Origin of the sequence: Streptococcus sp. BS35b (genome assembly GCF_000286475.1) — a bacterium.
Classification (GTDB): domain Bacteria; phylum Bacillota; class Bacilli; order Lactobacillales; family Streptococcaceae; genus Streptococcus; species Streptococcus oralis_W.
The window spans coordinates 46,036-57,696 of sequence record NZ_ALKH01000001.1 but is presented as its reverse complement, the minus strand read 5'-3'; the positions used below and the strand labels follow the sequence as shown (position 1 = coordinate 57,696).

Annotated in this window: 15 protein-coding genes; all 15 read right to left on the bottom strand. The window is 41.2% G+C overall.

All coding sequences use genetic code 11. From position 1 onward, the window contains the following. The gene (locus tag HMPREF1149_RS02545; RefSeq protein ID WP_001034405.1) at positions 1–432 is read right to left on the bottom strand and encodes an arginine repressor; all 432 of its coding nucleotides are present in this window, start codon (positions 430–432) and stop codon (positions 1–3) included. Next, positions 425–1,240: a TlyA family RNA methyltransferase gene (locus HMPREF1149_RS02540; protein ID WP_001041082.1), complete on the bottom strand. Its 816-nt coding sequence runs from the start codon at positions 1,238–1,240 to the stop codon at positions 425–427. Before HMPREF1149_RS02540 ends, HMPREF1149_RS02545 begins: the two co-directional genes overlap by 8 nt. Further along, positions 1,233–2,108, bottom strand: a complete 876-nt coding sequence (locus HMPREF1149_RS02535; protein ID WP_000743800.1) for a polyprenyl synthetase family protein — start codon at positions 2,106–2,108, stop codon at positions 1,233–1,235. The genes HMPREF1149_RS02540 and HMPREF1149_RS02535 overlap by 8 nt, the downstream gene beginning before the upstream one ends. Then, on the bottom strand, positions 2,105–2,317 hold the full coding sequence (locus HMPREF1149_RS02530; RefSeq protein WP_000043226.1) for an exodeoxyribonuclease VII small subunit: 213 nt from the start codon (positions 2,315–2,317) through the stop codon (positions 2,105–2,107). Before HMPREF1149_RS02530 ends, HMPREF1149_RS02535 begins: the two co-directional genes overlap by 4 nt. Continuing rightward, entirely contained in the window at positions 2,295–3,635 is a 1,341-nt protein-coding gene (gene xseA, locus HMPREF1149_RS02525; protein WP_000417455.1) for an exodeoxyribonuclease VII large subunit, read from the bottom strand. Before xseA ends, HMPREF1149_RS02530 begins: the two co-directional genes overlap by 23 nt. 128 nt (positions 3,636–3,763) lie before the next feature. Next, positions 3,764–4,402: a uridine kinase gene (udk, locus tag HMPREF1149_RS02520; RefSeq protein WP_001181370.1), complete on the bottom strand. Its 639-nt coding sequence runs from the start codon at positions 4,400–4,402 to the stop codon at positions 3,764–3,766. Positions 4,403–4,514: 112 nt separating this feature from the next. Then, positions 4,515–5,393, bottom strand: a complete 879-nt coding sequence (gene truB, locus HMPREF1149_RS02515; protein WP_001013281.1) for a tRNA pseudouridine(55) synthase TruB — start codon at positions 5,391–5,393, stop codon at positions 4,515–4,517. A 3-nt stretch (positions 5,394–5,396) separates the two neighbouring features. Next, entirely contained in the window at positions 5,397–6,203 is an 807-nt protein-coding gene (locus HMPREF1149_RS02510) for an alpha/beta fold hydrolase (RefSeq protein ID WP_000500079.1), read from the bottom strand. Positions 6,204–6,210: 7 nt separating this feature from the next. Further along, positions 6,211–7,485, bottom strand: coding sequence for a DUF2130 domain-containing protein (locus tag HMPREF1149_RS02505; RefSeq protein WP_001002595.1), 1,275 nt, complete (start codon positions 7,483–7,485; stop codon positions 6,211–6,213). A gap of 94 nt (positions 7,486–7,579) precedes the next feature. Then, positions 7,580–8,860 (bottom strand): O-acetylhomoserine aminocarboxypropyltransferase/cysteine synthase family protein, encoded by a 1,281-nt coding sequence (locus tag HMPREF1149_RS02500; RefSeq protein WP_000196315.1) that lies wholly within the window; start codon positions 8,858–8,860, stop codon positions 7,580–7,582. A gap of 150 nt (positions 8,861–9,010) precedes the next feature. Next, complete coding sequence (locus HMPREF1149_RS02495) at positions 9,011–9,808, bottom strand: formate/nitrite transporter family protein (protein ID WP_000254788.1); 798 nt, start codon at positions 9,806–9,808, stop codon at positions 9,011–9,013. Positions 9,809–9,932: 124 nt separating this feature from the next. Then, on the bottom strand, positions 9,933–10,280 hold the full coding sequence (locus HMPREF1149_RS02490; RefSeq protein ID WP_001008302.1) for a hypothetical protein: 348 nt from the start codon (positions 10,278–10,280) through the stop codon (positions 9,933–9,935). A gap of 104 nt (positions 10,281–10,384) precedes the next feature. Continuing rightward, positions 10,385–10,657, bottom strand: a complete 273-nt coding sequence (locus tag HMPREF1149_RS02485; protein WP_009066887.1) for a hypothetical protein — start codon at positions 10,655–10,657, stop codon at positions 10,385–10,387. 119 nt (positions 10,658–10,776) lie between these two features. Continuing rightward, positions 10,777–10,899 (bottom strand): hypothetical protein, encoded by a 123-nt coding sequence (locus HMPREF1149_RS11610; RefSeq protein ID WP_009066810.1) that lies wholly within the window; start codon positions 10,897–10,899, stop codon positions 10,777–10,779. 131 nt (positions 10,900–11,030) lie between these two features. Next, entirely contained in the window at positions 11,031–11,660 is a 630-nt protein-coding gene (locus tag HMPREF1149_RS02480) for a hypothetical protein (RefSeq protein WP_000359635.1), read from the bottom strand. Position 11,661 lies beyond the last annotated feature (1 nt).

Sequence of the window (11,661 nt, the reverse complement as noted above, 5' to 3'; positions counted from 1 at the left end):
CTACCATTTTTTGACTTGTTCAACAATTTCTTCAGCTGCCTCTGCTGTTCTAGCTACAATTAAGATAGAATCATCATCAGCTAGACAGCTAAAAATCTGTTCAGAAAATGCTTCAACCAACTGACTCTTCACAAAAGTAGTATTTCCAGGGATGACAGAAAGATTGATCATATTTCCCATTAACTCAGAACTCACAATGTTGTCCTCAGCCAACTGCAAACTTTTGACGATTGATTTTGGCAACTCATAGATATAGGTGTTGTTCTTCAAAGGAATTTTAACAATCCCGAGCTCCTTGATATCCCTTGAGACAGTGGCTTGAGTAGCAGAAATACCTGCTTTCTTCAAATGCTCAACAATTTCTTCCTGAGTCCCGATTTGATAATCCGTAACAAATCTTCTAATTTTTTCAAGTCTCTCTTTTTTATTCATCTTTAAATTCTCTATGTGCTCTCTCTACAACTTTTTCTATTTCAGGGGCAACTTGATTACTTGCTCCCTCTTCCTTTTTCAAATATGCCAGAAATTCGATGTTTCCATGTCCACCTTGGATTGGTGAATAGTCTAATCCAAGCACTGAAAAACCTTGTTCAACTGCCATAGCAGTGACAGATTCAAGGACATGTTGATGAACCTTGGCATCGCGAATGATTCCATTCTTCCCGATTTGCTCACGACCTGCTTCAAACTGGGGCTTAACTAGAGCCACAACCTGCCCTTGATCAGCCAAGACACGGTGCAAGGCAGGCAAAATCAAACTTAGAGAAATGAAACTCACATCAATACTGGCAAAGCTTGGTTCCTGCTCAAAATCAGTCTTTTCAGCATAGCGAAAATTGAACTGCTCCATGCTGACAACTCGTGGGTCTTGGCGTAATTTCCAAGCCAACTGATTGGTACCGACATCGACTGCAAAAACTAACTCAGCACCATTTTGCAACATGACGTCAGTAAATCCTCCAGTGGAGGCCCCAATATCAATCGTGGTCGCTCCCTCCACTGACAAATCAAAGACCTGCAAAGCCTTTTCCAGTTTTAGACCACCTCGACTGACATACTTGAGTTTTTCACCCTTGAGTTTTAGTTCAGTATCATCTGGGATTTTCTCTCCTGGCTTGTCAAAGCGTTCTCCATTAAGGACTGCTACGACTAGTCCAGCCATGACACCGCGCTTGGCTTGTTCACGCGTTTCAAACAAACCCTGTTTATAAGCTAGTACATCCACTCTTTCCTTAGCCATTGATTCTCAAACTTTCTACTATTTTCACAATCGGTGCTGTTTCAAAGGGAATCTGCTGGGCAATTTCTTCTAATTTAGCCTCGGCTTGATCTAAAGTTTGGTTACAAAAGGCAATGGCCTCTTCCAAGCCCAACAAGGCTGGATAGGTTGATTTTTCAGCCTGTAAATCCTTTTGTGGAGTCTTACCGATTTCCTCAAAACTAGCTGTCACATCCAGCACATCATCTCTGACTTGAAAGGCCAGTCCGATTAATTCACCAACCGTTTTCAGTTTTGCTTGGATTTCAGGCGCTAATTCTGCTATGATAGCGGCGGCTTGGAAAGGATAGGCTAGTAATTTTCCAGTTTTATTGGCATGAATGGTCTGGAGTTCTTCCAAGGACAAATGCTGGTGTTCGCCTTCCATATCTAAAACCTGCCCTGCAACCATGCCTAGACTTCCTGAAGCAAGGGATAAGTTGGCAATCAAGTCCACCTTGATCTGACTTGGCAAATCCGCCTGCGCTATTAAGGCATAGGGATCTAGGAACAAAGCATCTCCTGCCAATATTGCCATCGCTTCGCCAAATTTCTTATGATTGGTTAACCGCCCTCGACGGTAATCGTCATCATCCATAGCAGGAAGGTCATCGTGAATTAAGCTCCCTGTATGAATCATTTCCAAGGCCGCTGCCACCTGCGCGTGTGCTGGTTTAATGGCGACTTGCAAGGCTTCCAGAACCTCTAACAAGAGAAAAGGCCGAATACGCTTGCCCCCAGCATGAATGGAATAGAGAACGGACTCTCGCAAACTAGAGGCAAACTGCTGGTCTCCATAAAAATCTTCCAAAGCCGATTCAACAAGAGCTAATTTTTCTTGCTTCTTCATTCAAAATCACTTTCTGTTCCGTCTTCTTGCATGACCTTGACCAAGGTTTTTTCAGCCTTGTCCAGCGTCGCTTGGAGCTCTTTTGACAAGACCATGCCCTTTTGAAAGGCCGCAATCGCATCTTCCAAAGCAATTTCACCATTTTCTAAACTTTGGACAATGGTCTCCAGTTCTGCTAGATTTTCCTCAAATTTCTTTTGTTTTGACATCTTTAACCTCTAATTCTACTTGACCATCTCGCATCAAAAGCGTCACTTGGTCTTTTTTATTCAACATCTCAACCGAATCTACTACTGACTCTTCTTTTTTGACAATAGCATAACCACGCGCCACGATTCGACTGGTATCCAACATCAGTAGAGTTTCTGAAAGTCTCTTGACTTCAGCAACCTTGGCATCATAAACCAGCGCCATTTGGCTACGTAGGAGCTTGTCCAACTGACCTAAACGGTCTTGATAACGCTGGATTTTGGTTATAGGTGATAATTGGACTAGTTGATGCGTCCTTGCTTGGACTAGCTGTTTATTATCAGAAATCCGTGTTCGCAAACTTTGTTTTAATCGCAGTTGCAGTTGATCTAACCGTTGCAAATAACCATCATACAAACGCTCTGGTTGTCTAAAGATTACTGACTGACTGCATTTTTTCAGAGCTTCTTTTTTTCTTGACAGGACATTCTGAACTGCTGTCGCCATCCGCTTTTCTTGATTTTGCAAATGGGTCAGAAGATCCAACTTGGTTACAGGTGTTGCCAGTTCAGCTGCAGCTGTTGGCGTCGCAGCACGGCAATCAGCTACAAAGTCCGCCAAGGTCACATCTGTCTCATGCCCCACACTGGAGATAACTGGCAAACGGGATTCAAAAATAGCCCGTACCACAATCTCTTCGTTAAAAGCCCAGAGATCCTCAATGGAACCCCCACCACGACCAATGATGAGAACATCTAGGTCCTCACATTGATTGGCACGTGCAATATTTCGAGCAATTTCCTCCGCTGCTCCATCACCTTGCACCTTAGTCGGATAGAGAAGGATATCAACACCTGGAAAGCGTCTGCTGACAGTCGTGATAATATCTCGAATAACAGCTCCACTGCGACTGGTTACCACACCGATTCTCTTAGAAAATTGGGGAAGAGGTTGCTTGAAGCGTTCATGAAATAAACCTTCTTCTGTCAATTTTTTCTTGAGTTGTTCAAACTGAATCGCAAGCGCCCCAACCCCATCAGGCTCAGCTTTTTCAATGATGATAGAATAGCTACCGCTCGGTTCATAAACCTGAACTCGCCCAATCACATTGATTTTCATCCCTTCTTCGAGGTCGAAGCCTAATTTCTGATATATCCCTGACCAGATGGTCGCTTGAATGACTGCATGATCATCTTTTAAGGAGAAATATTGGTGAGTAGGTCGTTTACGAAAGTTGGAAACTTGGCCAGTTAAATAGACCCGTTCCAAGTAAGGGTCTTTATCGAATTTCATTTTCAGATACTTGGTCAAAGTTGTTACCGATAAATACTTTTCCATCTCCACCTACTATTCATTTTCTTGCTTTTCCATGGGTATTATTATACCAAAAACATGCTTAAAAATCTCCTTTTGCATACCGAAACGAAAGGAAAAATAGAAAAAGGAGGCATTGCCTCCTCATCTGATTATTTGCTGTTTCGTGCTTCTTCCAAAATCTTAGAAATTTTGGTGGTCAAAAGGTCGATAGCAACAGTATTGCTGACCCCTTCAGGAATGACGATATCGGCATAACGCTTGGTCGGCTCAATGAACTGGTGGTACATAGGTTTTACCACACCTAGATATTGGTCAATCACGCTATCCAGACTACGGCCACGCTCTTCCATATCACGCTTGATCCGACGAATAATACGCACATCATCATCTGTATCCACAAAAATCTTGATATCCATCAAATCGCGCAGACGCTTGTCCTCCAAGACCAAAATCCCCTCAACGATAAAGACATCCTGAGGCTCCTGACGATAGGTCTTGCTACTCCGTGTATGCGCTGTATAGTCATAAGTCGGGATATCCACTGGGCGCCCTGCCAACAATTCCTTAATCTGCTCGATCATCAAGTCTGTATCAAAGGCAAATGGATGGTCGTAGTTGGTTTTGACACGCTCTTCAAAAGTCAAGTGAGACTGATCCTTGTAGTATGAATCATGCTCAATCATGGAAATCTTTTCATCAGGAAAATGCGATAAAATGGCTCTTGAAACACTTGTTTTTCCTCCACCAGAACCACCTGTCACTCCGATAATGATTGGTCTATTTTGCATGCTATCCTCCGTTTTTTTATCCGTCGTCTATTTTATCACATTTTTAGCAAAAATTATAGTCTGATTTGGATAGTCTAGGGGAAACAAATCCATCCCCACACTCCAAGTTAGACTAGCCAAAAACCTTTCTTGGCTTGTAGAGATTGCCCCTTTTTTCTAGAATGGCTAGCAATGTATCTCCCTCAAAGGCAGCTAATTCTTGGTCCGTTTGGTCTAGCTTGATAAAACGACCAAAGCGCACTTCTGTAGCCTCTTCTGGACTTAGGAAAACTTTGACAAGATCCCCCGTTCCAATTTCAAGAGGATGGAGAAAGTCCAGTTGACCAGCCTCCACTTTTTCAGCAATTTCGTCCAAGGTAAGAGCATCCTCCAGTTGTAACCCTGCAGCACTAGTCCGTGTCAGATGGGACATATGGGCTGCATAACCAAGCTTCTCTCCCAAGTCAACTGACAAGGTACGGATATAAGTCCCCTTACTGCATTTCACACGAAATGTAAAACGTGCGAGGTGATTCTCATAAGAAATCGGACTAGTCCGCTCAAATTGATAAATAGCCACCTGACGTTCTGGACGCTCCACTTCCTGACCAGCACGCGCATACTCATAGAGCTTGCGACCATTGACCTTGACAGCCGAATACATAGGTGGAATCTGAGTAATAGGCCCAGTCAGACTCGCAATCGCTTCATCGACAGTGGTTTCATCCAAGGGCGACAAAACAGGTGTCTCTGCGACCACTTCTCCACTGGCATCCTCAGTCGTCGTTGAATAGCCAAGAGTGATTTCCCCCTCATAGACCTTGCCCTCGTCCTGCATAAATTCGACCATACGGGTTGCCTTGCCAACCGCGATTGGCAGAACTCCCACTACATCCGGATCCAAGGTCCCACCATGACCAATCTTCTTGGTTCCCAAAATCTTACGCAGTTTAAAAACCGCATCATGCGAAGTCATCCCCGCTTCTTTTTTTAAATTGATAATACCGTTCATTCATTAACTTTCTAAAAATACTAAAACTCTCTTTTGGAAATCCTTATTCTGCTCATAAAGTGCATGGCCGCACTCTGGCAAAATAGTGAGCTGGCTATCTTTGATATGCTGATGCAATTCAAGTGAAGCTTCTACGCCTAGAACATCATCCTTTTCTGCTCCAATGATTAGCGTAGAACAGTTTATTTTTTCCAAAATGGTTAGGCTATCGTGTTTCAAACAAGATACAGCCTGAATAGCAATGCGTTGTTTATCTTTAATACGGCCAAAAATTCCCATTATTCGATAAAGGTATTTGAATTTTCCGAAGGATTTAGTTGTGTAAGAGTGACTAGCAATATCAACCATCAGTTCTTTATAAGTCCCTATTTGACTCAGGCTTAGCCAGCGTCTAATCCGCTCCCTACCAAGCTCACTTAGTTTTGCAGTTGTAACAGCTAAAATCAATCTTTCAACCTTTTCTGGGAAATCTACAGCCACCCATTGAGCAATCATGCCACCCTGGGAAATCCCCATGACGGCAGAACTTTTTAATTTCAATACATCCATAGCTTCCGCTACATCAGCAGCCATATTTCGTGTTGTATAATTTTCTGGCACCTTATTGATGCGACTAAAAACATAAACTTTATAAAGCTTGGCAAATTCTCGGTAAGTTAAAGCTAGCATTTGAGCCATGCCCTTAACTGTCTGTAATCCATCCCCCAACCCTGGTATGATAACGAGAGACTTCTTTCCTTTACCAAAGGTCACATAATCCATGCTTTTCTGATCTAGTTGAAGGACTTTATTTTTCGAAGAGTAAAACATTATTTCCTCACCCCCCCTTCAGCGCTTCAAACTTCGCTTTCATAGTTGGATTTTTTCGGGTCAATTTTTTAACCGAAACATCTTCCAACTTGTTATTAGCGAGGCGGAGTTGGTTTTCAGATATGGTTAGGAACTTCTTGACCTCTTCCATCCGTTTGATAGCCTTGTCGATTTCATCAATTGCTTTACCAAAGTTGGTCGAAGCAGAGTTGTAGTTTTTGGCAAAAGCTACTTTGAAGGCATCCAAATCTTCCTCAAAATGTGTAATATCGATATTTTGCTCTCGAACCAAGGCCAACTCTTGCTTGTATTTAAGGGAATTAAGCGCTGCATTTCGCAGGAGACCAATCAACTGAATAAAGAATTGAGGGCGAACCACATACATCTTTTCATACTCGTGGCTGACATCAACAATCCCTGTGTTAAAGTAGTCATTATCTGCTTCTAACATAGTCACCAAAACTGCATACTCACAGTTCTTCTCCCAACGGTCCTTGTCTAATTCCTTGTAGAAATCGGCATTCTTGTGCTTCTTCTCTGTTCCATCCGCTTCATTTTTCATTTCAAACATGATGGAAATGATTTCGATACCATTTTCATCACATTCACGGAAGATAAAATCTCCCTTAGAGCCTCGCGCAGAGACCTTGTTATCCTTCTCAAAGTAGGCATTTGGAAAGGCAAAACTACGAACCTTGTTAAACTCACTCTCTGCATATTGTTCCAAACTTTCACCGATAGCTTTTGTGGATTGTTGAGCTTTGAAATTCTTGTAGAATTCGACTTGTTCACTGGCTGCCTTGAGCTGGGCTTCATAGTTTTGTTTAACAGAAGCAAGAGAAAGCTCATTTTCCTTTTCCTGCAAGAGGAGCTGGTTTTTGACCTGATCACGCTCTCTTTCTAAATCAGAGAGAGTCTTTTGCAGTTGATTTTCATACTCCAAACGCAAGGTAGCCAATTGGTTTTCCAAGGCCTGTACTTCCTTGTCCTTTGCTAATAAGGCCTGGTGACTTGTCTGCTCAACTTCCTTCTTAGCTAACTCTTTCTCTGTATCAAAGTTTTGGATTTGACTCTGCAATTGCGCAATTTCTTGGTCCTTCTGAGCCAGTTTAGTCTGTTGCTCATTCATGGCCTTTTGCTCAACCAAGGCCAGCTCCTGCTTCATGCGATCGTGTAATTCCTTATCAAACTCTGTCGTTCTCACTTGAGATATGAGTTCGGCATACTGGCTTTCATTTACTGTAAAGACTTCCCCACAGTTGGGACATTTGATTTCGTTCATAACTTTCCTCTTTCTAGACTTCTTTATCCATTATATCATGCCTGAGGGAAAATCAAAAACAGCGAGTCGAAACCCACTGTTTATATCTGTTACTTTAAATTTTTTCCAAGGCCAAACGCAAATCTTCAATCAAATCCTCTACATTTTCAAGACCGATAGACAAGCGGATTTGGTTTGGTGTGACTCCTGCTGCTTCTAGGTCTTTTTCTGACAACTGACCGTGAGTGGTTGTCGCAGGATGGACAACAAGCGATTTAGCATCCGCTACGTTTGCAAGGTCAGAGAAGATTTCCAAATTATCAATTACCTTGCGAGCTTCTGCCTCTCCGCCTTTAACATGGAAGGTAAAGATTGAACCAACACCTTTTGGCAAATATTTCTCAGCCAAGGCATGATATGGACTGTCAGCTAGTTTTGGATAATTTACCTTCTCTACCTTAGGATGATTTACAAGGAAATCAACAATTTTCTCTGCATTTTGCACGTGACGTTCAACACGAAGAGAGAGGGTTTCAAGTCCTTGAAGTAAGAGAAAGGCATTAAATGGTGACAAGGCAGCACCTGTATCACGAAGCAATTGAACACGAACAGCGATAATAAAGGCTGCTGCACCCACATCCCGAGTATAGCTCAAGTTATGGTAGCTCGGGTCTTCCTCAACAAATTGAGGGAACTTCCCTGAAGCTTCCCAGTCAAAACGACCGCTATCAACAATCACTCCTCCAATAGTCGTACCATGCCCACCGATAAACTTAGTTGCTGAGTGAATGGCAATATCTACACCGTGAGAGAAGACGTTAATCAAATATGGTGTGGCAAAAGTGTTGTCTGAAATGAGAGGAATATTGTGCTTATGCGCAATCTCAGCCAATTTTTCTAAGTCAGGAATGTTAATCAAGGGATTCCCCAAGGTTTCAATCAAGACAAGTTTGGTATTGTCATTGATAGCTGCTTCTACTTCCTCCAAATTATCCACATCCACAAAGGTTGTTGTAATCCCATAACGAGGAAGGGTTTCTTTCAAGAGGTTGAAGGTCCCACCGTAAATAGTTGACGCAGCCACCACATGGTCACCTGCGTGAGCAAGCGCCAAAATAGTGTAGGTTACAGCAGCCATACCTGATGCTGTCGCTAGCGCTCCAACACCACCTTCAAGAGCAGCTATTCTTTCTTCAAATGCCGCTGTTGTAGGGTTGGTAATACGAGTATAGATATTGCCTGGTTTTCTCAAGGCAAACAAATCGGCACCTTCTTGCGTGTCATCAAAAACGAAGGATGTTGTTTGATAAATCGGTACTGCACGGGATTTAGTCGCTGGATCAACTACTTGCCCAGCATGTAATTGTAGGGTTTCAAATTTAAAATCACGAGTCATAAGACGACCTCCAAATAGCTTCATTAGGGATATTGTATCATCTTGTGCTAGTCTTTTCCAATACCGTTTTTCTATATTTTGATATAAGGAACAACTATGACTAGTCTTACACATCAAACAAAAAAGCACGATTCACTCGTGCTCATTTCTTTAATCGACATAAGTATCTTCGTTTTTATTGAGGAAGGCGTAAGGCAAGCCCATCAAGAGACCTCCTCCGATAAAGTTTCCGACAAAGGTTACACCCCAGTGACGAAGAATATTAGGTATGTCAAAATTAGCAATTGAATCTGCTGCAACACTAAACTTAACAATCGCAAAAGAAGCAAAGTTCGCAGCAATGTGTTCGTTTGTTAAGAATACAAACATGTAAATTGCTGATAAGACAAGCCAAAGTTTGGCCCCACCATCTTTCACCAAAACGAATGAAAGAATGGCAATGTTTACAAAGATATTGGCTAAAACCCCTTCAAGTAAGACTAATTCATTTGAACGGCCTAACTTCATCTCTACAACCCCTGAAATGAAGCTATCATGTGTCAGATTTGCATAGGCTGCTGAGTGGGCAAAGCCCCAACCTGCAATCAAAGCTCCGATAAGGTTGAACAAGGTACAGTAAAGTAAAATCTCAGCTGTTTTTCTCCAAGAGATTTTTTTCAAGAAACTACCAGCTGTCAAGAACATCATATTTGAAGTTACTAGCTCAGCATTCAAGAAAACAATGTAGGCCAATCCCCAAGCAAAAACAAATGGGAAAAGGAAACGTCCACTACCAGGTGCGATTTTATTAATCAAGTCAGCCCCAACTGCACCCGCAGCTGTACTAAATGTTAAAAAAGCACCTGCAAACATGGAACGAATCGCATATTTGAATTTACTTTGACTATAAAGACTTTCTTTCTTCTTGCAAGCAAATTCAATCTTTGAAATAAATTCTGAAGAGACCATAAAAAACTCCTAAACTTTTATTTGTGAATATTATAACATAAAGCACGCATTTTGAAAAGCCTTTCTTGTATACGTTTTCTACAAAGAAAATCAAGGCATTGGGGGAATTCCATAAATCTCTCCTTTACCCATTAACAGAAAAACATTTCAATGTTTCAAATTGATCATCCCAAAATTCAAACTCAAATAGGTGCCAGTCATCGAAGGTTTGCTCACAATAACTAACTGTTCCTTGATTGTAGTCAATGATAGGTTTCCCCAGCTTGTTCTTCACATCTTCCTCGCTGACTGCTCCATACATTTCCTTAAGATCAGCTAGCATAAAGTTGATAATTCTATTGAGATTTTCCTGATAATTTTTTGATAACAGTTCAACTTCATCTATAAAGTCACAATCAGGCTCTTTGTCCCAAACAAAGATCACTCCCTCATGCTCATAAGTGTATTGCTGTAAACTCTCATCAAAATTCATTGTTCACTCTCCAAATCATTATCATTTACTAAAAATTTAGTAACATTAATCAAAATGTTCACTCGCTTGTTGCACAAACTCGAAAATATTCAAAGATATGGATTTCATTCCAGTGAACCTAATGCCCCCAAATCATTCATATAAATAGTGTCATCAGAATCTTTCTTTATAAAAAAAGCGACATCCCCATCTTGCCCAATCAGGAAAAAATCAGGTTCCCACCCTTCTATTTGGTAGGTGGAGTTTTTTTCTAACAAATCTAGTATTGAGTATAAGGTGATGCCTGTATTCTCTATTATCAACTCTCCTGCTTTGTCGATTTTACTCAAGAATTCTGCGTATAGGTTCGGAAGTGCCAAGTCAATCTGATTATTCATTCTCAACTCCTCATCTATTTTTCCTACTGCGAAAGTCCTATATCTCATCTTCACTTAGTTCTCTAAAATGTGAAATATGATATCCAAAATAACACTTTCCCCGATTTTCCTATGAAGATTCAGTGTCCAGCCATATTGGCAATTCCTCCCAAGAATATCATAGGAAGATCCTTGTCAAATAGAGAACTACTTGTTATGTCTTCTTTGAGCGTAACGAAAGACTTTTCTCTTAACTGACTCATTATCTATCCTCTCTTATGCCAGGCATCCTTCGGTTACTTACGATAAACCTTTCAACCTACTGACCGGTTTCCTTTCACATTGAAAAGATACCATTAAAGTTGAATAATCATCTTACAAGCATCATACATTATCAAGTTTTATAGCTTTCGATTTCTTCTCTACTCATTCCTACAAGTTCTGTCGTCCACAAGCCCACAATGTCCGACAAGACTGAATCACAGGTATATTCTTCTTCACCGTCTATATACTTACAGGAAAAGACAGGCTTCCTTGTCGCTGCTTGATAAAATGCCATGGCTACTTTTTCTAGTTTTTTAGGATTGAAATCAAGTGATAGTTTTTGAGCCATATTTCCTCGTACCAGATTCCAATTTTCCTGCTTAACCTGATAGCTTTCTCGTATTTTAGACACATATCCCCTACAAAATGCTTTCAATAAGTCTGTGTTCTGATAAAGATACTGACAGCTAAAATCCGAAATACAACCTGCGTGAAGTAGGAATGTCAGTAAGTCATCCAGACTTTCTGCTACTCTTCCCACTTGGCCCTCACTTCCGATAAAGCCTATGCTGTTATCTTCAAGAAAAACATATTCTCCCCCACTACCGTCTTGAGCAAATGCCTTACAGGCAAGAGAGTATTCCTCATTGTTCCCTGAAAACTGAACTTCACTTATCTTGTCATAAAAATAAATATCACATTCAGTCATCAGTAAGGTCCTTAACTGTTTATTTTCTCTGACTTCTTGTAGCTTATCCATG

Coding starts and splice junctions, on each gene's coding strand:
- HMPREF1149_RS02545 (WP_001034405.1), bottom strand. CDS start 432: ATGAATAAAAAAGAGAGACTTGAAAAAATTAGAAGATTTGTTACGGAT.
- HMPREF1149_RS02540 (WP_001041082.1), bottom strand. CDS start 1,240: ATGGCTAAGGAAAGAGTGGATGTACTAGCTTATAAACAGGGTTTGTTT.
- HMPREF1149_RS02535 (WP_000743800.1), bottom strand. CDS start 2,108: ATGAAGAAGCAAGAAAAATTAGCTCTTGTTGAATCGGCTTTGGAAGAT.
- HMPREF1149_RS02530 (WP_000043226.1), bottom strand. CDS start 2,317: ATGTCAAAACAAAAGAAATTTGAGGAAAATCTAGCAGAACTGGAGACC.
- xseA (WP_000417455.1), bottom strand. CDS start 3,635: ATGGAAAAGTATTTATCGGTAACAACTTTGACCAAGTATCTGAAAATG.
- udk (WP_001181370.1), bottom strand. CDS start 4,402: ATGCAAAATAGACCAATCATTATCGGAGTGACAGGTGGTTCTGGTGGA.
- truB (WP_001013281.1), bottom strand. CDS start 5,393: ATGAACGGTATTATCAATTTAAAAAAAGAAGCGGGGATGACTTCGCAT.
- HMPREF1149_RS02510 (WP_000500079.1), bottom strand. CDS start 6,203: ATGTTTTACTCTTCGAAAAATAAAGTCCTTCAACTAGATCAGAAAAGC.
- HMPREF1149_RS02505 (WP_001002595.1), bottom strand. CDS start 7,485: ATGAACGAAATCAAATGTCCCAACTGTGGGGAAGTCTTTACAGTAAAT.
- HMPREF1149_RS02500 (WP_000196315.1), bottom strand. CDS start 8,860: ATGACTCGTGATTTTAAATTTGAAACCCTACAATTACATGCTGGGCAA.
- HMPREF1149_RS02495 (WP_000254788.1), bottom strand. CDS start 9,808: ATGGTCTCTTCAGAATTTATTTCAAAGATTGAATTTGCTTGCAAGAAG.
- HMPREF1149_RS02490 (WP_001008302.1), bottom strand. CDS start 10,280: ATGAATTTTGATGAGAGTTTACAGCAATACACTTATGAGCATGAGGGA.
- HMPREF1149_RS02485 (WP_009066887.1), bottom strand. CDS start 10,657: ATGAATAATCAGATTGACTTGGCACTTCCGAACCTATACGCAGAATTC.
- HMPREF1149_RS11610 (WP_009066810.1), bottom strand. CDS start 10,899: ATGAGTCAGTTAAGAGAAAAGTCTTTCGTTACGCTCAAAGAAGACATA.
- HMPREF1149_RS02480 (WP_000359635.1), bottom strand. CDS start 11,660: ATGGATAAGCTACAAGAAGTCAGAGAAAATAAACAGTTAAGGACCTTA.